The sequence below is a fragment of the Ensifer sp. ENS06 genome, assembly GCF_014852205.1.
Classification (GTDB): domain Bacteria; phylum Pseudomonadota; class Alphaproteobacteria; order Rhizobiales; family Rhizobiaceae; genus Ensifer; species Ensifer adhaerens.
Genome location: NZ_JACVBC010000010.1, coordinates 205,410 through 230,710 on the forward strand (window position 1 = coordinate 205,410; position 25,301 = coordinate 230,710).

The 25,301-nt window shown below is 60.9% G+C and carries 24 protein-coding genes and 1 pseudogene; 12 read left to right on the forward strand and 13 right to left on the reverse strand.

The features are described from left to right. Positions 1-17 precede the first annotated feature (17 nt). From IB279_RS27635 to IB279_RS27655, 5 genes are all read right to left on the reverse strand, one after another. The gene (locus IB279_RS27635) at positions 18-833 is read right to left on the reverse strand and encodes a carbohydrate ABC transporter permease (protein WP_060643670.1); all 816 of its coding nucleotides are present in this window, start codon (positions 831-833) and stop codon (positions 18-20) included. Further along, entirely contained in the window at positions 830-1,774 is a 945-nt protein-coding gene (locus IB279_RS27640; RefSeq protein WP_034798110.1) for a carbohydrate ABC transporter permease, read from the reverse strand. The genes IB279_RS27635 and IB279_RS27640 overlap by 4 nt, the downstream gene beginning before the upstream one ends. Then, positions 1,771-2,802 carry an aldo/keto reductase gene (locus IB279_RS27645; protein ID WP_192340062.1) on the reverse strand — a complete coding sequence of 344 codons (1,032 nt, stop codon included), beginning with the start codon at positions 2,800-2,802 and terminating at the stop codon, positions 1,771-1,773. The genes IB279_RS27640 and IB279_RS27645 overlap by 4 nt, the downstream gene beginning before the upstream one ends. A 67-nt stretch (positions 2,803-2,869) precedes the next feature. Beyond that, positions 2,870-4,210, reverse strand: coding sequence for a sugar ABC transporter substrate-binding protein (locus tag IB279_RS27650; protein WP_034798115.1), 1,341 nt, complete (start codon positions 4,208-4,210; stop codon positions 2,870-2,872). A gap of 291 nt (positions 4,211-4,501) precedes the next feature. Further along, positions 4,502-5,707: an MFS transporter gene (locus IB279_RS27655; RefSeq protein ID WP_090427187.1), complete on the reverse strand. Its 1,206-nt coding sequence runs from the start codon at positions 5,705-5,707 to the stop codon at positions 4,502-4,504. Between the two features lie 166 nt (positions 5,708-5,873). On the opposite strand from IB279_RS27655, the gene IB279_RS27660 reads away from it, so the two are divergent. After that, positions 5,874-6,776, forward strand: coding sequence for a LysR family transcriptional regulator (locus IB279_RS27660; protein WP_060520301.1), 903 nt, complete (start codon positions 5,874-5,876; stop codon positions 6,774-6,776). Positions 6,777-6,892: 116 nt separating this feature from the next. Then, positions 6,893-7,327, forward strand: a complete 435-nt coding sequence (locus IB279_RS27665; protein WP_113504509.1) for a helix-turn-helix domain-containing protein — start codon at positions 6,893-6,895, stop codon at positions 7,325-7,327. A 30-nt stretch (positions 7,328-7,357) separates the two neighbouring features. On the opposite strand, the gene IB279_RS27670 is transcribed toward IB279_RS27665, so the two are convergent. After that, positions 7,358-7,987: a flavodoxin family protein gene (locus IB279_RS27670; RefSeq protein ID WP_034798119.1), complete on the reverse strand. Its 630-nt coding sequence runs from the start codon at positions 7,985-7,987 to the stop codon at positions 7,358-7,360. 665 nt (positions 7,988-8,652) lie between these two features. Between IB279_RS27670 and IB279_RS27675 the strand changes: the two genes are divergently transcribed. Further along, the gene (locus IB279_RS27675) at positions 8,653-9,153 is read left to right on the forward strand and encodes a DUF1801 domain-containing protein (RefSeq protein WP_034798121.1); all 501 of its coding nucleotides are present in this window, start codon (positions 8,653-8,655) and stop codon (positions 9,151-9,153) included. 102 nt (positions 9,154-9,255) lie between these two features. Here IB279_RS27675 and IB279_RS27680 read toward each other — a convergent pair whose 3' ends face one another. Both IB279_RS27680 and IB279_RS27685 read right to left on the reverse strand, forming a co-directional pair. Further along, positions 9,256-10,734, reverse strand: a complete 1,479-nt coding sequence (locus tag IB279_RS27680) for a hypothetical protein (RefSeq protein WP_192340064.1) — start codon at positions 10,732-10,734, stop codon at positions 9,256-9,258. 200 nt (positions 10,735-10,934) lie between these two features. Continuing rightward, entirely contained in the window at positions 10,935-11,636 is a 702-nt protein-coding gene (locus IB279_RS27685; protein WP_034798126.1) for a DUF899 domain-containing protein, read from the reverse strand. A gap of 175 nt (positions 11,637-11,811) precedes the next feature. Between IB279_RS27685 and IB279_RS37430 the strand changes: the two are divergent. From IB279_RS37430 to IB279_RS27710, 6 genes and pseudogenes are all read left to right on the forward strand, one after another. After that, a pseudogene (locus IB279_RS37430) lies at positions 11,812-12,078 on the forward strand (ArsR/SmtB family transcription factor); the annotation flags it as partial. 63 nt (positions 12,079-12,141) lie between these two features. Continuing rightward, positions 12,142-12,438, forward strand: coding sequence for a helix-turn-helix transcriptional regulator (locus IB279_RS37435; RefSeq protein ID WP_234852832.1), 297 nt, complete (start codon positions 12,142-12,144; stop codon positions 12,436-12,438). 129 nt (positions 12,439-12,567) lie between these two features. Next, the gene (locus IB279_RS27695; protein ID WP_034798128.1) at positions 12,568-14,685 is read left to right on the forward strand and encodes a carboxy terminal-processing peptidase; all 2,118 of its coding nucleotides are present in this window, start codon (positions 12,568-12,570) and stop codon (positions 14,683-14,685) included. A gap of 398 nt (positions 14,686-15,083) precedes the next feature. Then, a complete protein-coding gene (locus tag IB279_RS27700) occupies positions 15,084-16,007 on the forward strand; it encodes a DUF3313 domain-containing protein (protein WP_192340075.1) in 924 nt (307 codons plus the stop codon). Between the two features lie 436 nt (positions 16,008-16,443). Continuing rightward, positions 16,444-17,115, forward strand: coding sequence for a response regulator transcription factor (locus tag IB279_RS27705; RefSeq protein ID WP_034798131.1), 672 nt, complete (start codon positions 16,444-16,446; stop codon positions 17,113-17,115). Beyond that, entirely contained in the window at positions 17,115-18,500 is a 1,386-nt protein-coding gene (locus IB279_RS27710) for a HAMP domain-containing sensor histidine kinase (protein ID WP_051659399.1), read from the forward strand. Before IB279_RS27705 ends, IB279_RS27710 begins: the two co-directional genes overlap by 1 nt. Before the next feature lie 52 nt (positions 18,501-18,552). Here the strand turns inward: IB279_RS27710 and IB279_RS27715 are convergent, their stop codons facing one another. Beyond that, positions 18,553-19,071 carry an RNA polymerase sigma factor gene (locus IB279_RS27715; protein ID WP_034798132.1) on the reverse strand — a complete coding sequence of 173 codons (519 nt, stop codon included), beginning with the start codon at positions 19,069-19,071 and terminating at the stop codon, positions 18,553-18,555. Further along, positions 19,068-19,277, reverse strand: a complete 210-nt coding sequence (locus IB279_RS27720; protein ID WP_034798134.1) for a DUF2892 domain-containing protein — start codon at positions 19,275-19,277, stop codon at positions 19,068-19,070. Before IB279_RS27720 ends, IB279_RS27715 begins: the two co-directional genes overlap by 4 nt. 314 nt (positions 19,278-19,591) lie before the next feature. Here IB279_RS27720 and IB279_RS27725 point away from each other — a divergent pair, with 314 nt between their 5' ends. Further along, the gene (locus IB279_RS27725) at positions 19,592-20,842 is read left to right on the forward strand and encodes a TolC family outer membrane protein (RefSeq protein WP_256386708.1); all 1,251 of its coding nucleotides are present in this window, start codon (positions 19,592-19,594) and stop codon (positions 20,840-20,842) included. A gap of 81 nt (positions 20,843-20,923) precedes the next feature. On the opposite strand, the gene IB279_RS27730 is transcribed toward IB279_RS27725, so the two are convergent. Further along, positions 20,924-21,274 (reverse strand): GFA family protein, encoded by a 351-nt coding sequence (locus tag IB279_RS27730; protein ID WP_244546865.1) that lies wholly within the window; start codon positions 21,272-21,274, stop codon positions 20,924-20,926. A 337-nt stretch (positions 21,275-21,611) separates the two neighbouring features. On the opposite strand from IB279_RS27730, the gene IB279_RS27735 reads away from it, so the two are divergent. After that, the gene (locus tag IB279_RS27735; RefSeq protein WP_034798136.1) at positions 21,612-21,974 is read left to right on the forward strand and encodes a helix-turn-helix domain-containing protein; all 363 of its coding nucleotides are present in this window, start codon (positions 21,612-21,614) and stop codon (positions 21,972-21,974) included. A 167-nt stretch (positions 21,975-22,141) separates the two neighbouring features. Here the strand turns inward: IB279_RS27735 and IB279_RS27740 are convergent, their stop codons facing one another. Beyond that, a complete protein-coding gene (locus IB279_RS27740) occupies positions 22,142-22,441 on the reverse strand; it encodes a PRC-barrel domain-containing protein (RefSeq protein ID WP_034798138.1) in 300 nt (99 codons plus the stop codon). A gap of 116 nt (positions 22,442-22,557) precedes the next feature. Further along, positions 22,558-23,580, reverse strand: coding sequence for a LacI family DNA-binding transcriptional regulator (locus tag IB279_RS27745; protein WP_060530505.1), 1,023 nt, complete (start codon positions 23,578-23,580; stop codon positions 22,558-22,560). Between the two features lie 162 nt (positions 23,581-23,742). Here IB279_RS27745 and IB279_RS27750 point away from each other — a divergent pair, with 162 nt between their 5' ends. Further along, a complete protein-coding gene (locus IB279_RS27750) occupies positions 23,743-25,269 on the forward strand; it encodes a sugar ABC transporter ATP-binding protein (RefSeq protein ID WP_034798142.1) in 1,527 nt (508 codons plus the stop codon). Positions 25,270-25,301: the final 32 nt, after the last annotated feature.

A 25,301-nucleotide genomic window follows, 5' to 3' on the forward strand; every position in this document is an offset into this window, starting at 1 on the left:
CTTGCGGTTGGCGATCCTTATTTCACCCCGCCATGGGCAAGCCCGCTCACGAGGTAGCGTTGCATGAACAGCGCGACCAGATAAACCGGCGCGATGCCTGCCAGGGAGGCGGCTGCCATCTGGCCGAAATTCACGAGACGGTCGCCCTGGAAGAGCGAGATGCCCACCGGCAAGGTCCGCGTGGCGTCGGAGAAGGTGAAGGCGGAAGCAAACAGGAACTCGTTGTAGGACAAGACCGTGACGATGATGAAGGTCGCGACGATGCCGGGCGCGATGATCGGCACGACGATCTGCAGCAGCGTGCGAAATGGACCGGCGCCGTCCATCGCCGCTGCCTGTTCGATCTCGATCGGCATCCGGCGCAGGAACGGCATCAGCAGCCAGAAGGCGACCGGCACGTTGGCGAAACCATAAATGAGAATCAGGCCGGCGCGCGTATCGAGCAGTCCGGTTGTCTTCAGCAGAAAAAACAGCGGGATCAGCGCTACGATCGGCGGCGCCATGTAGCTCGACAGCGTCACGTCCGACAGCCATTTGCCACCGATCTTCAGCCGCAGGACGGCATAGGCCGACGGCAGCGCCAGCGCGATGGTGACGAGGCCCGAAACCAGCGACACGATCACGGAATTCAGGATGAAACCGAGGATGTTGGCCGCGTCGAAGGCCGCCGGCCAGTTGGCGAGCGTCGGTATCGTCGGCCAGAAGCGTCCGTTGAGCACGTCGTCCTTCGTCTTGAAGGAAACCGCGATGAGATAGAGGAAAGGCAAGGCAAAGAAGCTGACGACCGGCGCTGTCGCAAGGCCGAGCCACAGATGTCGCGCGGCAGGTCTCACAGCTCTCGCCTTTCGAAGTGCTGGTGCAGCCGTACGACGGGCAAGGTCACAAGCCCGATGACAAGCGCATAGATCATCGTTTCGGCCGCGGCGCGGCCGACGTCGAACTGTTCGATCGCCCGCCGATAGATGGCAAAGCCGGCCGATGTCGTCGCAAAGCCCGGTCCGCCGAAGGTCAGTATGTAGATGAGGTCGAAGAGCTTGAACGACAAAATGAGCTTCAGCAGATAGATCGACGAAAGCGGTGCTGCGACCAGCGGAAGTGTGATGTGCCAGAAGCGCTGCCAGCCATTGGCCCCGTCCACCAGCGCTGCCTCGTGAACGCTGTCGGGTACCGTGGAAAGAGCCGCAAAGCAGAGAATGACGATGAATGGCGTCCATTGCCAGAGGTCGGCGGCGCCGATCGCCAGCCAGGCGAGCGTCGGGTGACCAAGAAAGGAAATCGGCTCGGAGATAAAGCCATAGGTGATCAGGGTACCGTTCAGGAGCCCGCCGGCCGGCGCGAAGATCAGCTTCCAAGCGATGCCGACCATGACCGGCGGGGTCATCAGTGGCAGCAGAACGAGGCTCATCAAAAAGCGGCCGGCCTTCAACAGGGAAGTGAAAAGCAGCGCGATCAGGAAGCCGAGCGCAAGCTGCACCAGCGAGGTGGCAAGTGCATAGGCGACGCTTCTGCCGATGGCCGCGAGGAAGATCGGATCCTGAAGCGCCGTTGCGAAGTGCTTGATGCCGACGAAGCCGCGGAACGGCTTTCCAAGCGTGCTCTTGCTGAAGGCAAGCGCCAGCAGAAAGACAGTCGGGTAGAGCGTCGTGACGATCAGCGCGACGAGGACCGGTGCGATCCAGGCCAACCGTGCGAGACGCGCCCAAAAGGCGTGGCCGCGCCCGGCAACACCCGCCGCGCCGGCGGGTTCCAGCACCTCGACGGCAAAGGTGGTCATGCGGCCTCGGCCAGATCCGGGCGTGTCGGCCCGCTGCCGGCCCGGGTGGCCAGCAACACGTCCTCGATATCGTCGAGGTCGCTGGGCGTGAGCGCAAGGGTTGCGGCATCGATCCAACCGTCGATCTGCAGCGGTTCGCGCGCGCCGATGATGGCACCGGTGACGCCGGGCCAGGAAATCGCCCAGGCCGCAGCGATCGCAGCGACGGTCGTTTTGTGTCGCGCGGCAATCGGCCTCAAGCCTTCGGCAAAGGCCAGGTTGCGGTGAAGCGCTTCGCCCGAAAATTCCTCGTCGCGCGATCGCCAATCGTCGTGCGGAAGGGCCCGGGCGCGCGCCGGCGTAAAGGCGCCGGTGAGCAGGCCTGATTGCAGTGGGCTGTAGGCGATGACGCCGCTGCCATGCGCCTGCACCCACGGCAGGTCTGCTCTAGCGAACTGGCGCTTGATTGCCGAAAAGGGCGGTTGCACCACATCGACGGGCGCCACCGTTGCCGCGCGCTCCAGAAGCGCCCGATCGTGGTTCGAAAGCCCGATGGCCCGTACCTTACCCTCTTTCTTCAACTCCGCAAAAGTCGCCCAGTATTCCTCGACCGGCGTGCCGTCATTGGCAGGCCAGTGCACCTGGTAGAGGTCGATGACATCAACGCCGAGCCGCTTCAGGGAAGCCTCCAGCTCGCGGCGAATGGATTGGGCATTGCCGATGCGGGCGGGAAGGGCGTTGCGGTTGTCCGGGTCCCAGATCAGCCCGGCCTTGGTGAAGATCAACGGACGTTGGGAGCGTGGGATGGTCGAAAGCGCCTCGCGCACGATCTGTTCGGAATGGCCGAGACCATAGACGGGCGCCGTGTCGATCCAGTTGATGCCGCGCTCGACCGCATGACGGATGGCGGCGATCGACCGGGTATCGTCCTGACTTCCCCATCCCCAGCCCCAATCGGGGCCACCGATGGCCCAGGCGCCGAAGCCAACGGGGGTGATGTCGAAATCGGTTCGGCCGAGCCTGCGTTTCGGCAAGGATCTTGCGCTCATGGTCTTTTGCCTCGTTTCAAAAAAAGTGGCGGGGCGGCGCCGGGAGGAAGCGCCACCCCGCAAGCAATCAGCCGTTGGTCTCGATGATTTCGGTCCAGGCCTGGTGGGCATCGGCGATCGCCTGTTCCGCGCTTTTGGTGCCGGCGAGCGCCAGGGCCAGTTCGTCGGTCAGCGCATTTTCGAGTTTTGGCGCATAGACGGCGGTCGGCCAGGCCAGGCTGTTTTCCAATGCGCCATCATCGAGCAGCGGTTGCACCAACGGCTGGAAGTCTCTGAAATTCTTAGATTTCAAGCCAGACTGGCGGTCCGGGTCGATGCCCGAGCCGGTGAGCGCCAGAAGCTCCTGGTGGTAGTCCTTGCCGGTCGCAAGCTTGATCAGGTCCCAGGCGACGTCCTTGTTTTTCGATCCGCTGGTGATCGCAAAACCGAAGCCGGCATTGAAGGCGAGGCGGGGTGTTTTGTTGCTGCCGCCGACGGGAATGCGCGTCACCCCCCACTTGTCGACGATCTTCGAGCCCTTGGGGTCCTGTGCATAGCCGCCGAGATCGGTCCAGAAGTCGATCTGTGCAGCCTTGCCGTTGAGAAACGCGGGCAGCCCTTCTTCGAAGCGGGTTTCAAGTGGGGTCGGCAGCGCATGGGGAGCCGACGCAAGCAGCGACTTCAGGGCTTCGACGGCCTCGGTGCTGTCGAGCGCCGAGGTGCCGTCCGCCTTCAAGAAGTTGCCGCCGAAGCCGGTGAGCCGGTTGGCATAGGTGGAAAGAATGATGACCGGGATCTTCGCGCCCAGAACCGCAGCACCATAGATGCCGTTCTTCTTTTCCGCCTCGGTGATCACCCTGGCGTTCTCGTTGTATTCGTCCCAGGTTGCCGGCGCCTTCAGGCCGTAGCGATCAAACAGCTCGCGGTTATAGAACAACAGATGGCTGTCGCCGTCATAGGGCAAGCCATAGCGACGGCCGTCATGCAGCGTGTACTGGTCGTAGATGGTCTGGATGAAGTCTTCCGGCTGGATCTCGGCCTTGTCGCGCTCGATGAGATCGGTCACGTCCTCGATCACGCCATCTTCGGCGAGCTGGCCCTTGTAGGTATAGAAATAGTCGATGACGTCGAACTGGTTGGCGCCCGACTGCACGTCCAGCGTCGCCTTGACGCTGACCTGGTCGTAGGGCACCGCCGTGACGTTGACCTTGGCTCCGGTCAGCCTTTCGAAATCCTCGGCAATTTTCTTGCCGGTGACGACATGCGGCTGGATGATCAGAAGATTGACCGTGCGGCCGGCATATTTGTTGCCGGACGCAAGGGCCGTCGAGGAGGCAAGCGGGGCGATGAAGGGCAGGGCGCCGGCAGCGGCGAGCGATTTCAGCACGCTGCGGCGGCGATAGGCCTGGCCGAAAATGGAACTGGACATGAGATCCTCCGTCGAAATCTGGGCTGGCCAGCGTTGTCATTCGTTGTGGGCGGAACGGGTCCGGCGCACGCGTTGTTGCCAGCATCATGCGTGAGAAACCTCGGCTTATACACATTTAGTCTATGTATTTTATGTAGTATTGCGGAATGATTTTGCTGCTCTCCTCCCGGCCGGAGTAGGAATTTCCTCAAGCGATTGTTCCTGATCCGCCGGAGCCGGGACGAAAGCCGTCCCGGTCCATCCGGTTGCGCGCAGATGGTAAGTGCGATCCGCTCGATATATGTCCGATGATCAGTCAACCTTAGCAGTGGCCAGACGTTGCGCTTTCAATCCGAGCAGAATTCCGAGGGAAGGCAGGATGCCCGCTACGAGCAGGTTGGTGCCGAGATCGAACTGATCGACAATACAACCGCCGGCAAAGGATCCGGCGGCAATGGCGATATTAAAGATTGCGACGAACAGCGCCGTTGCGACTTCGATGTCGGAGGGTGCCGACTTCATCATCCAGGTTTGCAATGAGACCGAGACGCCACCATAGGCGATGCCCCACAAGATGAGGACGACCGCACCGCCAAGAGCGGAGTTTCCGAAGAGAGCAAAGCCGAAGAGGACAGCAGCAAGGGCACCGGCAATGCACAGCAAGGTCGCGCCGGTACGCCTGGCGGCCCCAGGGCCAGCAACAAAGTTTCCGCCAATACCAGCGGCTCCATAGGCAAACAGCATGAGCCCGACCCATTGTGTGCCGATGCCCGAAACAACTTCCAGGAGCGGACGTATGAAGGTGTAGGCCATGAAATGCCCCGCAACGAACAGGAACGTGATCGCCAAACCAAGCTGGATCCGGCGGTTCAAGAGCTGATGGCCAAACTGGCTGAGCCGGACGGACTGGTGGACGGGCAGCGCAGGCAACGCGCAGAGATTGACCACAAGCACGATCGCACAAAAGACCGCCATCGCGGCAAACGCGAAGCGCCAGCCCGCCGCGTCACCGATCATGGCTCCGACCGGAACGCCAAGAACCGAAGCTGCTGCAACGCCGCCGAAAATGATCGCCGTTGCGACACCGATCGATCGGCCCGGAACCAGCCGTAGCGCAAGGCCTCCGGCAACGGCCCAGATGCCGCCCATGCAAAGGCCGACAATGATACGCGCCGCCAGGAGCAAACCGATCGTACTGGCCAGCGCCGAAATGATGTTTGCAACAACCAGCAGCAAGAGAAGGGTGGTCAGGATGCGCCTTCTGTCGATCCTGCCGGCCAAGAGTACCACGGTGGGCGCAAAGAGCGCGGCAAGCAACGCCGGCAGCGAGAGCGTCAAACCGGCGGTCCCCATCGACGTTTGAAGGTCGTCTGCGATCGGCGTCATTAACCCAACGGGCAGCATCTCCGTCGTCACGACGCAAAAGGTCGACAGGCCGGCGGCATAGACCGGTAGCCAATTCTCCCGGTCAGGGCCTCCCTTCCTTTGGAGTCCGTCGGTTTCTTCCTGGAGTTTCATCTAATTGCCTCTTTCATTCTGGGGCGAGGCACGTTGTGGCGCCCAGCCAATCCTTCATGTCCCGTTGCCGGGACGTTGCAAGGCATTCTTTACTGTTTCCGATATTCAGATAAACTTCGGCCTTATGGAAACAAAAGGGACGAATCGTCCCCAATAGGATCTTGCGATGCTGGACCATCTCGGCGATGTGCGCGCCTTTGTTCGTGTCGCCGATGACCAGAGCTTCACCCTGGCGGCGGAACGGCTCGGCCTCTCCCGTTCCGCGGTCGGGAAATGTGTCGCACGTCTTGAAGACAATATGGCAACGCGGCTGATCCATAGAACAACGCGTAGCGTCAGCCTCACCGAGGAGGGCCAGCTCTTCTACGAGCATGCGATCAGGATCCTGTCAGAAGTGGACGACGCGGAGTTCGCCTTGGCACAACGGCACCAGGCCCCAAGAGGGCGCCTTCGCATCGATGTGCCGATCGCCCTCGGTAGGCTGCACATTCTGCCCGTTCTCCAGCGCTTCCTGAACCGTTGGCCCGAGGTGGAAGCGGAGGTTTCGTTTTCGGATGAGTATCGCGACATCGTCGGCGACGGCATCGACGTTGCCGTTCGTATCGGCGGGCCCACCGACAGTCGCCTCGTGCGGCGGGTCCTGGCCTCTCATCGGCTCATAACCTGCGCTGCGCCGGAGTATTTAAAGCGGCGCGGAACGCCGCGCACCATCGACGAACTGACGCGCCACGACAGGATCGGGTTCAAGCACGCAGGCGGACCGGTACCGTGGCATTACAGGGTCGGCGGCGGAGACCGGGACGTCGGTGTTCAGGGAAACTTGCGTCTCGGAAACACCGAGGCCATTCGCGACGCTTGCCTCGCCGGAACGGGCCTTGCGCAACTCGGCGCCTTCCTGGTGGGCCGCGACATCAGGGAAGGCAGGCTTGTCCCCCTGCTCGAAGAATTCGAACGCGACGAGCCGCCTGTTTGCGTCGTCTATCCGACACGAAAGCACGTTTCTCCAAAGGTCCGCCTTTTTATTGAGGCCATCCGAGCGGAATGGGCGGCCGGTGCGCCCTGGGCGTAGCCCGGCGCGCCCTCATGCCTTCGGCTGTGCTACTCGCAACTTGTGGGGCGCGATCACGCGCACTACCTGTGAGGCGTGAAGAGCGGCGGCCGCAACGGCATGTCCTTGAGGTGATGATGAAACTGCCCCCGCAAGCTGGAGCCCCGCCTGCGAGCAATCCCGACGTGTTCGACGCATCCTGCTCGGCTCGGCATGCGCTCGAACTGATATCGACGAAATGGGCGATCCTCATCATGTCGGCGCTCGCGGCGGGCCCGATGCGCAATGGCGCGTTGCTGCGCAAGATCGAGGGCATTACGCAAAAGATGCTGACCCAGACGTTGAAGGACCTCGAGCGCAACGGGTTGGTGCAGCGTCACGATCACCAGACGAACCCGCCCCATGTCGAGTACAGTCTGAGCTCGGTCGGCCTGTCTCTCAGCGAAACGCTCATCAGCCTCGACCGATGGGCGGAGCGGAACTTTCCGGAGCTTGATTACTTCAGGGAGCAATACGATGCGGCCGCGAGCGAGGCAAAGGCGGCCAGGCGGCGGAAGGTCCGCCTGGCCTAGCCGAAAGATATTGCGCGCACGCAAGACGGCTCACGCCCAGACGCGACCTGATCGCGGCGTGTCGATCTGGTAGTCGGAGGTGTGAGCGCTGAAGAAATTCCGACCGAACACGCGTGCCCGTCCGATCGGGTCACTCGGATCGCGGCAAATATCTGTGCGTGCGTTGCCATGGCCATGAACGACGCCGACGAAGGTCGAACGCGTATAGCGGCTGAATTCCTGGAACTGATGCTGCGGGCTGGACGAAACGGTGGGGTAGGTCTCTTCTGAGCTGAGGACGAGGCCGATCCGTTTTCCAGTCATCTGCGCGACAACGGACGCCGATTGTGGATGCGACGCGGCGACGTAGCAGAACATTCGATCGAAGAACGCCTTCAACTGCGCAGAGACGCCATACCAGTAGATCGGGCTTGCGGCGACAAAGCCGTCAGCGGGAAGGTAGGAACCAAAGAACGCCCGCCGGAAACCGTCGTCGATCGCGCATTCGCCATCGGGCATACGACATTGGCGACAGTCTCTAAGCAGCGCCGACAGGACGTCGTCGACGTGAACGGTCTCGACCTCGTGGCCCGCCTCAAGCAGGCCATCGGCCACGGCATTCGCCATCGTCGTCGAGTTTCCATCGCGCCGCGGGCTGGAGCAGAGAACCATTGCCTTCATCGATATCTTCCTCAAGCAGCGGACAACCTGGAAAGGGAAACTCCAGGGCTTGGTTGCAGGCCTATCGGGCGCAAGGGCCACCTACAAGTACGCACCTTGGGGTGCCTATGTTGCGGGTGCTTTCGCTCTTTCGCTATTCGGTTCGGGCCGCGACGGCCAGTTCGGCACATGCCGGGTAGAGGCGCATGCTGGTGGCAAGGGATCGCGGCCGTGGCCTTGGGCCCACGTGGCAAATCGACCGGAGCAGGCTGCAACAGCGCGCGCAGTCGTGTCGGCAGAGCGTCTTTTCAGTTCAGCAGGTCTACAGCCGTTTGGGCATGGGTGTTGTCCGGCGGTCAAGGTGTTGGTGGAGAGCACGCTCGAGATCCCGAATGATGGCTCGTCACGAGAGCCGCTGCTGCACAGGTCGGGATCGCAAGGGGATCCGGACCGTTTGCATGCCATGACCCTACGGCTGTGGAGGGATGCCGTGCCGATGGCCAATACTTGGCGAAGCGGCTTTCTGATCGAGTTGCGGCCCGCAATGCAGCTGACACCGGAGGTTTATTCTTGACCGATGCATAGCTGGATGGCTATGTATCGTGCTTAGCCATTTGGCATGGGGCTCCGCGCCCATCACGGTGGATCCGACCCTGAACGAACTGACGGAACAGTCGAGGTCCGGGATGTCTGAGAAGAAAGTCGGAAAGAACGCACCGAAAGCCGCTTCCCCTGCGCCACGCTCAAAGATCGGACGCAAGACGCCGCCGACAAAATCGGCCGATGGCGTCGTCCTTCTAACCGGCGGCAATCCGCAGATCGCAAAGGGCTACGGAAATGCGCCGGTGCAGCAGTACATCGCTGCGATGCCGGGGTGGAAAAGCGATCTAGGCAAGCGGCTGGACCGGCTGGTCGTCAAGACCGTTCCCGGCGTCGAAAAAGCGGTCAAGTGGAACTCTCCCTTTTATGGCGTGGAAAAGGATGTCTGGTTCCTCAGTTTTCATTGCATGACGAAATACGTGAAGGTCGCTTTCTTCCGCGGGGCGCAATTCAGCCCCTTACCTCCCGGCACGTCAAAACAGCCGGATGTTCGTTATCTCGACATCTATGAGACGGACGAACTCGACGAGGCGCAGTTCATGGATTGGGTCAAGCAGGCCAGCGAACTGCCGGGCGAGAAGATGTAAAGCGTCGCCGCAGATCCTTCGCCGCCGGGAATGGCCGAGCCAACGGATGTCAGCGGCCACGGCGGCGTACGGCCGCGGCCCTGCCTCCCCACAAGCTGCTTCTCAATCGGCATTGCCCACCATGAGTATCTTCATGACGGCGGCCATTGCCGGGTCGGTGCCAGCGGCATAGTCGGCAAAGTTAGTGGAGCGCGCGACGTCTGGCTGAAGGGGACCTGCCGGGACGTCGTAGACGTAATTCAGCAGGAAACAGGTCCTGATCTCCGACAGGCTGCAACCGTGTTCCCAGTCGTGATAGGCCGTCGAGTAACGGATGGTGATCTTCGAGTTCGGCAGAGCCGTGCGGCCGCCTTCGCCCCAAAACTGCAGCCGGTCTCCTATCGGCTCGCCGACAAGTACCGTGCGCGGGCCGCCGAAGTACTTCAGTCGCGCCGCCGTGCTGATCGCGGCCGAAAACGTGTTCGCGCTGGTCAGCACAAACAGCCGTCCCTCCGGCGGCAGGATGGCCGGGAGCCTTCGCGAGAAATCGGCGGTCAGTTCGTAATTGCCGCCATTGTTGAACCGCAGGTCGACGACTGCATTGCGTATCGGTTTTTTCTCAGCTTCGTCCAGCACCTTGGCGAGCCCCTGCGACAGGCCCTCCGGCGTCGCATCCCTGATGCGGTTGATCTGGATGTAGAGAAGATCGGGCAAGGGATAGTGGTGCCAGACATTGGCGTCGGGGCGCGTGAGATAGGCCGGTAGCGTGACATCGTCGAGCACGTGCCGCCACCCGGCGCCGCGACCGGTCTGTGACAAGGGACTGAAATCGCGTCGTGGCCAGACATGGGCGTTCAAGGGTTCCGGCGCACCGGACGTGGCGACAAGAGCGATCTGCGCAGCGCTTCCATCCTCGCGACGGATGAAATAGGCGCTTTCCTGCGGGCTTTTGGCAAGGCCGGCGGCATGGAGCAATTCCGGCGAAATCGCGACATTCGGGACGAATTCCTTGGCGAGATTGGCGGGGCCGCCGAAATAGGGCCGAAGCGCATCGACAAAGGCCTCCGTCGCTCTTCCATTTACCTCAAGGATCTCTCCGCCCAAAAGGTGCGATTGCTCGCCTGTCGTGGCGATCACAAACAGGCCGTCGGCAAACCAGCCAAGCCGGATGGGAACCGCATTGAAGCTGTGGCCGCCGACGAGGCCGACCACGCTGGTGTGCCCATTGTCGGCGAGCGCGACCGCTTTTGCAGCCGCGATCGCCAGACCGGCGCGGTCGAGATCACCGGCCCGTTGTTCGATCACTTCGAGGGCGGCGGCAAACGCGGCCTGGGCGGTCGGCGAGAAGCTGCGGTCGACCTCGATCAGGCGCCGCAGATGGGCAAGGTCCTGCCTGTTGCGCTCCAGTTGCAAGGTCGCGGCCGGAAAGTCGCTTCGGGGATAGCTCTTCAGCGTCGGATAGAGAATAGCCGCAAGCGGCGCGACCAGCAGGAAAAGCAAGGCGGCAAGCGCGATCGATGCAATCCGAACGCCGCGCCGCCGCCAAAACCTCTTGCCTCTCGGCGCCGGACCTTCCTTGCCGATTTGAGTCTCGTTTCCCATCGATTGACGGCCCCCAACAGCGCCCCTCTTCAAGGCGCGATCCATCCACAAATTCGGCGCTCCAGCCAGGGCCGGCGATATTCCTTCAGCATCGCGCCCGAGCCCTGTTCCGGCCCGCAGCAATGACGGAGGTCGGACGATCGGCAAGACAAGACGTAGGAACGGCAGCACGACAATTCCATGCTCGCCGCCGGGGAAAATCAGAAGGCCGGTTCGGTCCCGTATTCGTCGTGGCGCCGGTTCCAAACGTAGGGTTCGGTCTGTGGCCATCCCGCGGGAGACACTTCCCATGTTTCCTGGCGACCGTAGGGCGTCAGGTCCAGATACGTCCACATGCTGCCGAGATACTCCACGCCACGCGCACCGTTGAAATAGGTGCGGTAGATATCGTCGCCGTCCCTGAGGAAAACGCTGACGCCATGACGCTCGCTGGTCCTGGTCGGGTCATCCGGGTCGGCGACCGTGGCCCCCATGTCGTGGTTGAAGTCGCTCGCCATGGACGAGTACCAGACCGGGTGCTGCCACTGCATCCGGGCCTGATATTTCTGCAGCTTCTCGAGCGGCGCGCGCGAGATCAGCACGATGGACGTATCGCGTGCGTTGAGATGCGCCGGGTGGGTCATCGCGTCCACGACCCAGGAACAGCCGTCGCATCCCGCCTTCCATCCGGGCGCGAACATGAAGTGATAGACGATCAGTTGCCGCCGACCATCGAAGAGGTCGGCAAGGCTTAAAGTACCCGTGGGGCCTTCGAACGAATAGTCCTTGTCGATCCTGACCATCGGCAAGCGCCGTCGCTCGGCGCTCAAGTCATCGCGTGCGCGGGTGAGGGCTTTCTCCCTGGCAATCTGTTGTTCGATTGCGGCTTGCCACTCATCCATTGAAACGATCTTAGGCAACATTCTCAATGATCTCCCTTTTTGGGCAACTTGCGTGGGGGCATCGTTGCAACGCTGAACTCCGGTCGGCGACGTCCAGCCAACCGGCTCGGTTCGATTGCTCCCGAAAAGCTCTCAATCCGATCTTACCGGCGCGGTCTCCGTCGCATCTGGCTGCAATATGTTGTAAAACCATAACATGTCAAGCAAGCGGGAAGAAGTCTCGGTTTTCTGGGCATTGGTCCAGGCGCAGACCACCGACATGCTCTGCGCCGCCTTTTCAGACATGGATCGCTGTACCGTCATGCAGCATCTGAAGGTGCTGGAAGAGGCCGACCTGATCATCGTCAGCCGGGCAGGACGCGAGCGCTGGAACTATCTCAATGCGCTGCCGATCAAGCGCATTCACGGCCGCTGGATCAGTGAACATGCCGCCCACCCGGTGACCATTCTTGACAGACTGAAACCCGGCATGCCCGAAGTGCGTGCGGCCCTTCGTTCGGGCCTGCGCTATGCCGCCGAAGAGATCATGGCGCGCGACAAATACCAGCAGAAACTGACGCCGGCAAAGGTCGCGCTCGAGCTCGGTATTTCCGTGCGCCAGCTGCATGTCCTGTTCGAACACGCGGAATTGACCTTCGCTCGCACGCTGGCATCGATGCGGACTTCGCAGGCGCGGCGGCTTCTCGTCGAGCGGCCCGCCTTGCCCGTCACCGAGGTCGCCTATGCCTGCGGATTCGATAGTCTTGCAAGGTTTTACCGACTTTTCACGGGCGCTTACGGGATGGCGCCGGGCGAATTCCGGGCGGCAGGCTCGCTCCATTAGTCCCGGGCGGATGCCTGCCTTGACGTAAGGCCGGCCTCGGCGTCGGATCAATCCGGTTGCCAAAAAGCCATAATTGCTTCACCTAGATCCCTCTTCGACACTCGGCATTAAGAATTGGGTCAACGCTGAATGCGCATTTCATACGTCTTCCTTGGTGCATTTCTTGCAATCGCGCCGTCCGCCTATGCCGACGTTGCCTCGCCTCCTGTTCTGGAGCCGCTGAAGCAGCAGGCACAGGCCGCACAGTTGAGCGCAAAATTTCTGACGCGCTACAGCTACAAGCCCGTTCCGCTAGATGACGCCTTGTCGGCCAAGATCATGGACAGCTTCATCGAGTCCCTCGATCCGGATCGTGGGCTCTTCCTGCAGGCCGACATCGACAGTTTCAAACCTGACCGCAACGAGATCGACGACGCCATCAAGAAGAAGGACCTGAAGATCCCGTTTGCGATCTTCAACGTCTATGGAAAGCGTGTCGTCGACCGCATGAACTACGCGCGCGAACTGCTGAAGCAGGACTTCGATTTCACGAAGCAGGAAGATTATTCCCTGTCGCGCGAGAAGGCGCCCTGGCCGCAGTCGGAAGCCGAGAGCAACGAGCTGTGGCGCAAGCGTGTGAAAAGCGACTGGCTACGCTTGAAGCTCAGTGGCAAGACTGATGCGGCCATTCGCGAAACGCTCGACAAGCGCTATGCAAACGCGCTCGAGCGTGCCTCCAAGTACAAGAGTGACGACGTCTTCCAGTCGTTCATGAACGCCTACACGACGTCGGTCGATCCGCACACGGATTACTTTGGCGCCCGGGCTTCGGCCGACTTCGATATCGCCATGAAGCTCTCGCTGGTTGGAATCGGCGCGGTGCTGCAGGAGCGCGACGACTACACGACGATCCGCGAGCTCGTGCCTGGTGGGCCGGCGCAGCTGTCCGGCAAGCTTGCGGTCGGAGACCGCATCACCGGCGTTGGGCAGGGTCACGACGGCCCGATAAAGGAAGTGGTCGGCACGCGCATCGATGAAGTCGTGCAGTTGATCCGCGGGAAGAAGGGGTCGGTCGTGCGCCTCGACGTTCTGCCGGCCGATGCGGGAGCAGACGCCGCCCATCGCATCGTCACCCTCGTGCGCGACAAGATCAGCCTCGAAAAGCAGGCGGCGCAGAAGAGCGTTCTGTCTGTGAAGGCGGGCGATACCACCCGCAAGATCGGGGTGATCACTCTTCCGGCCTTCTATGAGGATTTCGAAGCCCGGCGCAAAAGAGAGCAGGATTATCGCAGCGCGAGCCGCGACGTCGCAAAGCTTCTCGAAGAGCTGAAGCAGGAACAGGTCGACAGCGTTCTGATCGACGTTCGCAACAATGGCGGCGGTTCGCTGGACCAGGCGATTGCCCTGACCGGCCTGTTCATCGGCTCCGGACCGGTCGTTCAGCAACGCAGTGGCGACGGCAAGGTCGTGGTGACAAGCTCGGAGTTTCCTGAGCCTCTCTGGTCAGGACCCGTCGGTGTTTTGATCAATCGCGGCTCGGCTTCGGCCTCTGAGATTTTTGCTGCGGCCATCCAGGACTACGGCCGCGGTGTCGTCATCGGCGAGCCCAGCTTCGGCAAGGGCACGGTTCAAACCGTCGTCGACCTCGACCAGATGGTCCGCAACAGCAAGCCTGCGTTTGGCGAACTCAAGGTGACGATCGCCCAGTTCTTCCGGGTCAATGGCGGCACTACGCAGCTGCATGGCGTAACGCCCGATATCAGTCTGCCGGGGCTTTCCGACCCGACGCGCTTTGGCGAAACGAGCTATGATAACGCCCTGCCGTGGTCAGAGATCAAGCCTGCGGATTATATGCCGGCCGATACCGTCACGGCGCTGCTGCCGGCACTGCAGGACCGCCATAATGCGCGCATTGCAAGCGACCCCGATTTCCAGCGCCTCCTCGAAGACATCGCCGACATCAAGGCGCAACGCGAAAAAGGCGTTGTCTCCCTCAACGAAGCCGAACGTCGCAAGGAAATGAAGGATCGCGAAAATCGTCTTAAGGCTCGAGCTCAGGGAAGCGATGGCGAGGATACCGGTGAGGACGATGGATTGAATGCGGACGAACGCAGCCTGAGTGCCGATATCGCAATGGAAAACGCCCGCAAGAACGCAAAGGACGTTCTCCTTGCTGAGGCGACCGCCATTCTGGCCGATGAGGCGGATTTGCAGGAAGGTGGGTTGAAGGCGGCCACGCAGCCACCGGCAAGTGCCACCAGAAAGTAGTCTGCTCGGCCGATGCGCGGGTACTTGAGGAAAGGTCGACAAAGCACTCTTTTGTCGACCTTTTTTGTTTCCCGCGCTCAGCGCAGACGTACAAGCCTATAAAATATCGTTGGCGTCGCTGAGCTGCGAGTAAATGGAGTATGCGCTCAGGAACAGAATGCTGAATACGATTATCGCGCTAAAAAACATAAAAAGGTACATCAATGTGCTCCGAGTAAAATCACCGTACATCCTTGTCCTATTGTTCTTTTGCAGGAACATTACGCTGCAAGAGACCTGATTTTTCCCGGATATTGAATTCAAATGGTAGTCAGCGCGTTTGAGCTGAATTCGTAATGTTTTCACAAGGTGCAGGACCCCAATCGGCGCTCGTCTTTGACAACGAGGGTTCTGGGCGAATGACATGCAATGAGAAGACGAACAACCATAGAAGGGGCGTGGCAGGGGGTCGGGGAATCGCAAGAATAGTGCCGATCATGCTCACTCTTGGGGGATGTACGACCGTTCCCTTGAAGGAAGCAGGAACGCTTACCTCCTACAGCAACCTCAGTGCTCCGAAGGGGAAGTTCGAGAAGAAGAGAGTCTATTTCAGCAAGGATGGCCTGAAGGACGTCAAAACGGTGAGCATCGCGCCGACGTCTCTGACCCCGCCTGCTCTGCAGCGTGTCGAGAAGCAGAAGGACCGCCTGCTGGTAACGAACGCGATTGACCGCGCGATCTGCATCACCATGAGCGAAAAATATCGGATCGTCCGGTTCGGTACGCCCGCAGATCTGACGGTCCGAACGGTTGTTACGGACATTGTCCCGACCGAGCCGTCCGTCGCTGGTGCCGCCAAGGCGATTTCCATCGGCAGTTCGCTTGCCTTGCCGGTCGGCATACCACGACTGCCCTTCGGGCTCGGCGGGCTGGCCGTCGAAGCGGAGGCCGTCGATCGAACCGGCAAACAAACGGCGGCGATCGTTTGGTCGAAGGGCGCGAACTCGTTTACGAGTGAAGCGCGCGTTTCGCAGGTTGGTGACGCCTATGACCTGGCCGCGGCTTTCGGCAAGGATTTCTCAAGAATGGTCGTCGCCGGCAAAGAACCTGGAGATTTCGATCTGTACTTGCCGTCCGTTTATGACATTCGCACGTCGCTTGGTGGGAAACCCGGTTCTGCGATCTGTGAGGACTTCGGGCGTGCGCCGGGTGTGGTCGGCATGATCGGCGCCTCCATCGGAGCGCCGCCGTCCTGGACGGACAGGGGAGGCAAGCTCGCCGTCGCGGCAACCGGAACAGCCGTTTCTGCCGAAAAAACAATCCCTTCCATTGGCAGCCGCTGAGGCGGACTACGCTTGTGTCTCGTAACATTGTCGCAAGGTGGCAATGGGATCCAGGTATCGACAAAACGAGAAATAAACCGAGGTCATTTTATGCGTCTTTTCATTGCAGCGGGCCTGCTGATCGTGCTGGCGGGATGCGAAACGGTAGAATACAGAAACCGTTGTGCCGAGTACGGATTCGTGCCGGGAACCGATGCTTATGCTAATTGCGTACAACGTCTTGATATGTCCGATGAACGCCGTAGAGGACGCGATTACGATCCTCCCGTGTATTCTTACGAGTAATTCCGCAGGGATGACGGATGTTTTAGCGAGGGCTGTTTCGATTAGGATGATTGCGACCTGACTTACGTCGCGTTGTTTAGAATCCTCTTTTGTTTCCTTCATGAATATTCGCATCTTCAAAACTCAATTCTAGTCGACACTGGCAGGCAACATGCGAATTCTGATCGTAGAAGATGATCGTGAGCTGGCGTCTTCGCTCAAGACCATGCTGGAAGCCGCGATCGGCGTTGCGGATGTATTCGAAACGCTTGCGGATGCCGAGGCGGCACTGCTTGCCTTCAAGTTCGATCTCGTGGTCATCGACCGCAACCTACCTGATGGTGACGGCCTGTCGCTGCTGCCGACGCTGCGGCAACTCCGCCCGAGGCCGGCAACGCTCGTTCTGACGGCATTGGACGATCCGACCGATATCGTGTCTGCGCTCGACAAGGGCGCAGACGAATATGTCGGCAAACCATTCGAGCCCATGGAGCTTATTGCACGGGCGCGCGCGGTTCTTCGTCGCTACAGCCTGGACGAGACCGGCTGCACGCAATTCGGCAATCTATCGTTTGATCTCATCAATCGATCCGCCATGATCGGTGCGAACGCGCTGAGCGTTCCGAGACGCGAACTCGCCGTTCTGGAAGCGTTGATCCGGCGGGCAGGGCGCGTCGTGCAGCGCGACAATCTTGAAGCTGCCGTCTATAATATCGACGAGGAGATCGAGTCCAACGTGCTCGATTCCCATGTCTCGCGGCTACGCAAGCGTCTGCGCGAGGGCAATTGCAGCGCAACGATCCGGACCATTCGCGGCATCGGCTACATGCTGGTGCAAGAGTAATGAGGCGTCCGAATTCAATCGCGTTTCCGGTGGCCATTGTGCTCATCTTGGGCATGGCGCTGATGATGGTGATCAGCACCGTCCTCACCGTCGCGGTGTTCCTGTTGACGGATGGGCAGAGCAGGAAAAAAATCGCAGTCGAAAGTGTCGTCGAACTTCTCCAGGATGGTGTGAGCTACGATCACACCGGCAAGTTTGTGCTCGAGGTCGAAGGCGTAATTGCGGAAAAGATTATCAGGCTTTCCGAAGAGCAGTCCGAATTCTGGTACTTTGTCAGTGACGGAACCCAAGCCATCATACACGGTGCCGTGCCGGCATCGGTCCAACACATCATCGATACGACCTCTCCCCAGGTATTCTCCTCTGAGTTTTCTTACATGGCGGGCCAGCAGCAGTTTCTCGGGCTCCGAAAACTGAACGCGGAGGATCCACCCAAACTGGTTGTGGTCGGCGGAGTGACATTTTCGAATGCTGAAACGCTGCTCGTGGTCCTGCGCGAAATTTGGCCGCAGGGGCTTTACCATCTTCTGGGTATTGTTCTTGTTGCCACGGCCACGATCGCTGTCGTTGCTGTCAAGCGCACGATCGCAACCCCTGTAAGAAGGGTTGTCGATTCAGCCGAGCAGATCGACGGGCTTCCCAATGGTCGCCGGATATCGGATCGCGACACTCCGATAGAACTGAAGCCGATGGTTGCCGCGTTCAACACGGCGCTCGGTTGTATCGACAACGCGTTCGAAGCGCAGCGAAACTTTCTTGCCAACGCATCCCACGAATTGCGGACGCCGCTGACCAAATTGCGGTTGAAGCTCGACCTTGTTCAGGACCCGGACGTGCGGGAGATCCTTGTTCGCGACACGGCGCGGCTTGCATCAATCGTCACGACATCGTTGCAGTTGGCGCGTTTGTCAGGCCAGGCGCTGACCTTCACCATGGTAGATCTCGCAGCCATCGCGCGCGCGGCCATTGCCGAGCATGTGCCATCCGTGATGAAGCAGGGCATGGACATCGAGTTCAAAGCAGAGGGGCGGGTCATTGTCCCCGGTTCCGAACCGGCCATTCGCCTGGCCTTGGACAACTTGATCATCAATGCGATGCGACACGCACGCGGAACGGAAGTGCTTGTAGTCGAGGTTCTGCAAGCCCGGATCGTGCGGGTCAGCGATGAGGGCCCAGGAATCCCGGCCGCGGAGCGCGAGAAAATGCTGAGGCCGTTTGTGCGGGGCAATACCAGCGCGAGTGAGGGAACAGGCATGGGACTGGCCATCGTTGCCCAGATTATGACGGCACACAACGGCTCCGTGGCGCTCGGAGAAGCAGCGAACGGCGGTTTGGTCGTCGATCTGGCGTTTCCGAAAACTGCGAAGGAATCCGCGTTTTCGTGATAGCCGCGCCATTGTTCCTTGAAGCCGCTCGCGCACAATCTCTTCGGCTCGCTCACTCCGCCAAATATTCGCGCAACAGCAGGCGTGCACGGTGCAGCCGCGCTTTCACTGCCTGTCGCGAAAGATCGAGAGCCGCGGCGATCTCGTCGATCGTCATCTCCTGGAGGTCGCGCATCAGAGCCACGTCGCGATAGTGCGGCGGCAGAGCCTCGAAGGCCGCTGCCAGATCAAGCCGCAACACATGTTCGGGCCGCTGCACCAGACTTGTTTCAAGTGCGTCCTCGTCTACGGCGGCGATCATGCCGGTACGTCGGGCGAGCCTCAGGCACTCCCGCCGCACCACGCTGAACAACCAGTTCGACAGGGTCGCGAGTGCCCGGATCGCGCCGACATGGCGCGACAGAAGCCAAAGCGTTTCTTGTGTCGCATCGTCGACATCGGCGGTCCGGCAGGTTGCTCGGGCATATCGGCGAATATCCGGCTGCGTCCGCTCGAGCAGCCGGACGATCGCATTGCGATCGCCGTGGCGGGCGGCTTCGAAAGTTTCAGTCGTCACCGCCTTTGTGTTCATGGCTTGATCCGATCATGGATCCCGGCAACGGCGCAGGCCGGGCAATAGCCGATGAGGCCGGTGAGGACGAAGGTGAGGGCCGATACGCCCACCAAGAGGGCGATCCACCCGCTCAGGAAACTGTATGCCATCACAGCCGCGCCAACCCCAAGGCCAATCCGCACGATCTGCTGCCCCTTACCTATATTCTTGCGAAAAAATGCCATGCAACACCTCCGGTGCAAACCGAGACCCATCGTCTCAGTCACAAGAGGCGCGGAACCCGGAAAAGGATTCGCGACGGCACGACTTTTTTCGTGACGGCGGATCCATCGGTACCAAATTTGGGCCGCTGTACTTCTGCCATGGCGCCGGCCAAGTGCTGTTCGGCCGTTGGCCGTCCCTTGACGCCGTCCGCCGAGCGTCTCCGTGCCCTCGATCCGGATTATCTCGCTTGCGAGCCATCCGGGTTCCCAACGGAGATTCCTGTTCGATGAAACGAATACTGGTGACCCTGGTTGCAATGATTGCTCCGATTGCCATGGCTGAGGCTCATGCCGAGCCGCTTTCAAGTGCCTTGGCGAAGGCCTACCACAACAACCCGACGCTCAATGCAGCGCGGGCCGGAGTGCGCGCGAGCGCGTACGACATCGACATCGCACGGTCGGCGATGCATCCGAAAATCACCTGGCGCAGCGGGATCGGGTACAATTCCAGTGCGGCGACCAATCGCGGCACGTTTGGTATCGTTCTCGATCAGACCCTCTTCGACGGCCTGCAGACGACCAACAATGTCGAGGTCAATAAGGCGCGACAGCGCGCCGCCGAGGAAAACACCCGCAACACCGAGCAGAACATCCTGTTCGAGGCGACCGAGGCATATATGGACGTGGTGCTGACGCGCCGCATCGTCGTGCTACGCAAACAGGATCTGGATTTCCTCAAGGAGCTCACGCGATCCGAGATCGCCCGCCACCAAGCAGGCGAACGGACCCGAACAAACATCGCTCAGGCCGAGGCGCGCCGCGCTGCGGCGCAGGCGGAACTGAGCCTCGCCCATGCCGAAGCCAAGCGTGCCCAAGCGACCTACAGGCAGGTCATCGGCGACGAACCGGGCAATTTAACCGGTGGAAAAGTTCCCGTGAAAATGCTGCCCGCCAACATCGATAAGGCGCTGGCGATTGCCGCCAAGCAGCATCCCGCTCTTCTGGCGAAACGGCACCTCGCCGAAGGCGCCATGTTCAATGTTGCCGTCAGCGAGGGAAAGCTCCTGCCGACCGTGAAGGGGGCGATCGGGATTGGCAGAGGTGAGCGCGTGAGCGCGATCGACGCAATGGCGTTCGACGGATCGGCGACGGAGCAAAAGGCGGGCAACGAGCTCAAGGTACCCATCTATCAGGGAGGAAAGGCGGCGGCCGAGGTACGGCGCTCGAAGGAGGACCTCGGGAAATCGAACTTCACCGTCGACGTTCAGCACGCCGAAGTTCAGTCGAAGGCGGCCTCTGCCTGGGCGCAATACCAGGGAGCGCTCGCAACCGCGTCCGCCAACCGGGCCGCCGTCAAGGCGGCAAAAATGGCCAAGGACGGCATGATGGCAGAACAAGCGATCGGCCAGCGCACGCTACTCAACGTACTGGAAGCCCAGGCCGACGTGGTGAAGGCGCAGGTGAAGCTCGCCACCGCTGAGCGGGAGACCGTCGTCGGAGGCTACCGCATCCTGTCGGCCATCGGCAGGCTCGGGGCCAAGGACCTGGGCCTCGTGGCCCGACGGGCGGATACCGAGACACGATGAGCGGACAAGCTCCCTAATGTTGCGCCGTGGCCCTCGCCGCGGTGGATTGCGACATGTTGCGTCTGAGGGGAAATCGGCCACCTATCCAAATGTCTCGATGCCTTCCGTCAGGTCGTACCAGGTATGTCGGCGCGAGGCCCAGAACACGGCGGCGGGCGGCGGGAAGTCCGGGTCGGCAAAGCAGCCCGCGGAGATCATGACCGCGTCCGTCAGCGCCTCCGCCTCCATGTAGACCAGCGTTCCGCATTTCGGGCAGAAGGTCTGGTCCACCCAGGGGCCGGCGTCGCTGCCGCGTCGCCACACCCGGCGTTCCCCTTCGATGCCGATGACGGACGCTCTGGAAAATCGGGCGCGATAGCCGAAGCCCGATCCCGTTGCGCGTTGGCATTCCAGACAGGCGCAGGCGTAGACACGGGCAGGGGGTCCGTTCACGGTAATCTTCAGGCCACCGCAGGCACAGCTTGCCGTTCGCTTTCCGGCGCACTCTAGGGTCTGCGGCCGTCCATTGTCTTTCAGGCGATCGCTTGTGGTCATGGCACGGACCTGGCCAGGGCCGCGCGTTCACGCGACAGATATCTTGCCGCAAACGTGCCAGGCTTCAGAAATATCCGGGCGCGCGCGGGGCCAATGCGCCCGCCGCCGGCAACACCTATATTGGTCATGAACGACAACTCCGGTTGAAAGCTGCCGTCTAATAGGAGCGGTTTTCGGAGCCTGTAAATTACGCACTTTAAAGTAAGCGGTAACTCGAAAGTAGGGAGCGGGGCGCGTGAAACGGTTGCAGCAGGACGATTGTGGCTTCGCATCGGCGCTGAACGCGATCGGCGGCAAATGGAAGACCCTGATATTGTGGGAGGTCAACATCGAACCGCGTCGCTTCGGCGAATTGCGACGTCTTCTGCCGGGGATCAGCGAAAAGGTCCTGGCACAACAACTTCGCGAAATGGAAGCCGATCGTCTGGTTCGCCGCGAGGTTTTTCCGGCCGCCGTTCAAAGGGTCGAGTATTCGGTGACGGAGTTCGGCAAGACCCTGAACGAGGCGGTCACGGTCCTGTCGACTTGGGGCAAGGAACATCAGGCAAGGCTTGCCGCGAAGGGCGAAGGATGTGGCGCCGATCCCGGCCGAAACTGAAACTGCAGTCCTTGGGTGATGGGGAATGGCTGGCATTCGCTCCAGGAGTGATGGCGCAGCGAGACGGGATGTTCAGCCGTATGCGGCGGCCGGATATGTTTTGGCCGCCGCCGCAATCCCGATGTGAGCCTGGGTGCTGGAAGCCTCAGGCCTTTATGTCGGACAAGCTACGAGTCGTAATGCTCGGGCATTTCCTTGAGTTGATCCTTGGTCCACGTCGTCACGGCGTGGACGTCGCCGTCTTCGTCACGCATGAAATCGAGATCGGCAAGCGGCACGGCAACGGGTTTTGCGCCGATGCCCAAAAACCCGCCGACGTCGATGACGACGGTGCTCGCTGTGCCGACGCCGTGGACGTGGTCGACCGTGCCGACCTTATCGTCGTCCGCTCCGTAAACCGTTGCCCCTTCCAAAATCGCCGGTGTCAGTTCCGTGGCTGCAAGGCGTACGTGACCAGTGTGATCCATCTTCGTTGCTCCTTTGACTTCACAGTGGGAGAACCGACTTGAGAGCAAACGGTTCCATCACCGTGTCACAGGTTCAAGCACGGGCAGGAGTTTCCAGAAGGGCTGCGAATGTCGCGTCATCGCCGTGCCGGCGGGGGACCAACGGAGTTGCGGATGACGAGGTCAGGCCGCAGCAGGATTTCGGTTTCGGAGGGCGCGCGGTCTGAAAGCAACTCCAAAAGCAGCGCCATCGCGTGTTTGCCGATGGCGGTTCGAGGCTGGCGGATGGTCGTCAGCGAAGGCGTCATGAAACTCGCCTGCGGGACATCATCGAAGCCGGTGACGGAAAAATCGTCAGGGATGTCGTAGCCGCGGGCGCGCAGGCCAAGCGTCACGCCAAGCGCGGTCTGGTCGTTGACGCACATGAAGGCGGTCGGCAGGTCGTCACGCATGAAGAGTTGTTCGAGCGCCAGCCTGCCGCTTTCCACCGTGCCGTCGCCTTCCATGATCAGACGGCGATTGATGGCAATATCGGCCGCTGCAAGCCCCGCTTCATATCCCTGTCGCCGGCGACCATAGGCAAGGCGGGTGTTGGAATCGCCGATGAAGGCGATGCGCCGGTGCCCTTCGGAAATCAGGAGATCGACGACTTTGCGAGCGCCCTCGACGTCATCGACCCCGACATAGGGGATGCCGCCGTTAAAGACCGGCTCGAAAACGCCGACGGTCGGCGGCAGCCGCGCCGTTAGCGTCTGATGGCCGAAGGGAAGGATGCCCGTAAACAGGATCATGCCCGCCGCCTGGTTGGAATTGAAGAACTTCAAATATTCCAGGCCACGCTGGGCGTCGTTCTGCGTATGGCCGATCAGGACGCCGTAACCATGCGCGCGCGCTTCGTTTTCGAGACCCACAAGAATGCTGGAAAAGTTCGGATCACCGATATCCGGTGCGACAACGAGGATCATGTTCGACCGCCCGAGCCGCAGGCTGCGCGCCATCGCATTGGGCGTGTAGCCGGTAATCGCGATCGCCTGGTTTACCTTGAGGCGCGTCGATTTGGCTACCTTTTCCGGCATGTGAATGGCCCGCGATACGGTCGCGATCGACACTTCGGCGATCCGTGCGACGTCTTCAATGGTTGCGGGCTGGGAATTGGACACACTTGGCCTCGGGATTTGCTGCGAGGACGTTACACAGGTTCGCCCGACGGTCAAACGAAGAAGCCAAAAAAATTGTCGAGCAATCACGATGTAAACCTTTACATCGGCGAGTGTAAAGGTTTACATCATTGAAATAGCGGTGGAGGCCGCAGGGAGGGGATAATGACCACGGAGCATGTCGACGGGGCTCCCGTCGTGCTGTCGGCGCGCCGCATCAGCAAATCGTTCAGCGGCGTGCAGGTCCTGTTCAGCGTCGATTTCGAGCTTCGCCAGGGCGAAATCCATGCGCTCATGGGCGAGAACGGGGCTGGAAAATCCACGCTGGTGAAGATCCTGTCGGGCTTCGAGCAGCCGACATCGGGCGAGATCCTGCTTGACGGGAAGTCGACGAAGCTGCCGGCCAATGGCGCTGCGGAAGCGCTCGGCATCGTCATCATCCACCAGGAATTCAATCTTGCCGAACATCTGACCGTTACCGAGAGCCTGTTTCTCGGCCGCGAGGTAACCCGTTTCGGCGTGCTCGACCGCAAGTTCATGCGCGCCGAGACCCGTCGTGTGCTCGATCTCCTCGGTTCGCATGTCGATGAGAGCGCGATGATCGGATCGCTCTCGATTGCCGAAAAGCAGATGGTCGAGATCGCCAAGGCCATCAGCCGCGATGCGCGCGTCGTGTTCATGGACGAGCCGACGGCTGTGCTGTCGCGCGAGGAGACGAACTTCCTGTTCCGGCTGGTGCGCAAGCTGCGCGACAAGGGAACGAGCTTCGTCTTCGTGTCGCACAAGCTCGACGAGGTGATGGAACTGACCGACCGCGTGACGGTGCTGCGCGACGGCCAGTGGATCAAGACGTCGCCGACCTCCATTCTCGACGGCGAGGCGATCGCCCAGCTGATGGTCGGGCGCGAACTGTCGAGCCTTTATCCCGCAAAGAACGAGCCGGATGTCGACGAAGACGTGGTTCTGCGCGTCGATGCGGTATCGACCGGCTATGTCCGCGACGCGAGCTTCGAGGTGCGCCGCGGCGAAGTCCTCGGCTTTTCCGGCATGATCGGCTCAGGCCGGACGGAGCTGATGGAGGCGATCGTCGGCTTGCGCGCGCGCACGGCCGGCGAGGTGCTGGTGCGTGGCGAGCCGGTGCCATCCGGCGACGTGCATGCGGCCAACAAGGCTGGCCTTGCCTATATGACCAAGGACCGCAAGGCCAAGGGGCTCCTGCTCAATGCCGGCATGATGGCGAACCTGACGCTGCAATCGCTCGGCCGCCACAGCCGCCTCGGCTATCTCGATCCCGGCAGCGAAGAGGCGGCCCTGGTCAAGGCGCGGCGTCGCTTCGACATTCGCGTACGGGACGACAGGATCGTAGCCGGGCGCATGTCCGGCGGCAATCAGCAGAAGCTGCTTCTCGCCAAGGTCATGGAAACCGACCCCAGCATCATCATCATCGATGAGCCGACGCGGGGCATCGACGTCGGCACCAAGCAGCAGATCTATCACTTCATTTCGGCGCTCGCCCGGGATGGCCGCTCGATCATCGTCGTCTCCTCCGAGATGCCGGAGATCATTGGCCTTTGCAGTCGCGTCGCGGTCATGCGGGAAGGCCATATCGCCGGCATTCTCGAAGGCGACGAGATCTCCGAACAGGAGATCATGCGTTACGCCGCAGGCCTGAAGAAAAAGACGGCGGCTTGAGCCGCATCAGCGGCGCGGCCGACGGCAACAAC

Excerpts from the sequence above, each read along its gene's own strand:
- IB279_RS27640 (WP_034798110.1), bottom strand. The coding sequence starts at position 1,774 with ATGACCACCTTTGCCGTCGAGGTGCTGGAACCCGCCGGCGCGGCGGGT.
- IB279_RS27645 (WP_192340062.1), bottom strand. The coding sequence starts at position 2,802 with ATGAGCGCAAGATCCTTGCCGAAACGCAGGCTCGGCCGAACCGATTTC.
- IB279_RS27650 (WP_034798115.1), bottom strand. The coding sequence starts at position 4,210 with ATGTCCAGTTCCATTTTCGGCCAGGCCTATCGCCGCCGCAGCGTGCTG.
- IB279_RS27655 (WP_090427187.1), bottom strand. The coding sequence starts at position 5,707 with ATGAAACTCCAGGAAGAAACCGACGGACTCCAAAGGAAGGGAGGCCCT.
- IB279_RS27660 (WP_060520301.1), top strand. The coding sequence starts at position 5,874 with ATGCTGGACCATCTCGGCGATGTGCGCGCCTTTGTTCGTGTCGCCGAT.
- IB279_RS27665 (WP_113504509.1), top strand. The coding sequence starts at position 6,893 with ATGAAACTGCCCCCGCAAGCTGGAGCCCCGCCTGCGAGCAATCCCGAC.
- IB279_RS27670 (WP_034798119.1), bottom strand. The coding sequence starts at position 7,987 with ATGAAGGCAATGGTTCTCTGCTCCAGCCCGCGGCGCGATGGAAACTCG.
- IB279_RS27675 (WP_034798121.1), top strand. The coding sequence starts at position 8,653 with ATGTCTGAGAAGAAAGTCGGAAAGAACGCACCGAAAGCCGCTTCCCCT.
- IB279_RS27680 (WP_192340064.1), bottom strand. The coding sequence starts at position 10,734 with ATGGGAAACGAGACTCAAATCGGCAAGGAAGGTCCGGCGCCGAGAGGC.
- IB279_RS27685 (WP_034798126.1), bottom strand. The coding sequence starts at position 11,636 with ATGTTGCCTAAGATCGTTTCAATGGATGAGTGGCAAGCCGCAATCGAA.
- IB279_RS37435 (WP_234852832.1), top strand. The coding sequence starts at position 12,142 with ATGGCGCGCGACAAATACCAGCAGAAACTGACGCCGGCAAAGGTCGCG.
- IB279_RS27695 (WP_034798128.1), top strand. The coding sequence starts at position 12,568 with ATGCGCATTTCATACGTCTTCCTTGGTGCATTTCTTGCAATCGCGCCG.
- IB279_RS27700 (WP_192340075.1), top strand. The coding sequence starts at position 15,084 with ATGACATGCAATGAGAAGACGAACAACCATAGAAGGGGCGTGGCAGGG.
- IB279_RS27705 (WP_034798131.1), top strand. The coding sequence starts at position 16,444 with ATGCGAATTCTGATCGTAGAAGATGATCGTGAGCTGGCGTCTTCGCTC.
- IB279_RS27710 (WP_051659399.1), top strand. The coding sequence starts at position 17,115 with ATGAGGCGTCCGAATTCAATCGCGTTTCCGGTGGCCATTGTGCTCATC.
- IB279_RS27715 (WP_034798132.1), bottom strand. The coding sequence starts at position 19,071 with ATGAACACAAAGGCGGTGACGACTGAAACTTTCGAAGCCGCCCGCCAC.
- IB279_RS27720 (WP_034798134.1), bottom strand. The coding sequence starts at position 19,277 with ATGGCATTTTTTCGCAAGAATATAGGTAAGGGGCAGCAGATCGTGCGG.
- IB279_RS27725 (WP_256386708.1), top strand. The coding sequence starts at position 19,592 with ATGGCTGAGGCTCATGCCGAGCCGCTTTCAAGTGCCTTGGCGAAGGCC.
- IB279_RS27740 (WP_034798138.1), bottom strand. The coding sequence starts at position 22,441 with ATGGATCACACTGGTCACGTACGCCTTGCAGCCACGGAACTGACACCG.
- IB279_RS27750 (WP_034798142.1), top strand. The coding sequence starts at position 23,743 with ATGACCACGGAGCATGTCGACGGGGCTCCCGTCGTGCTGTCGGCGCGC.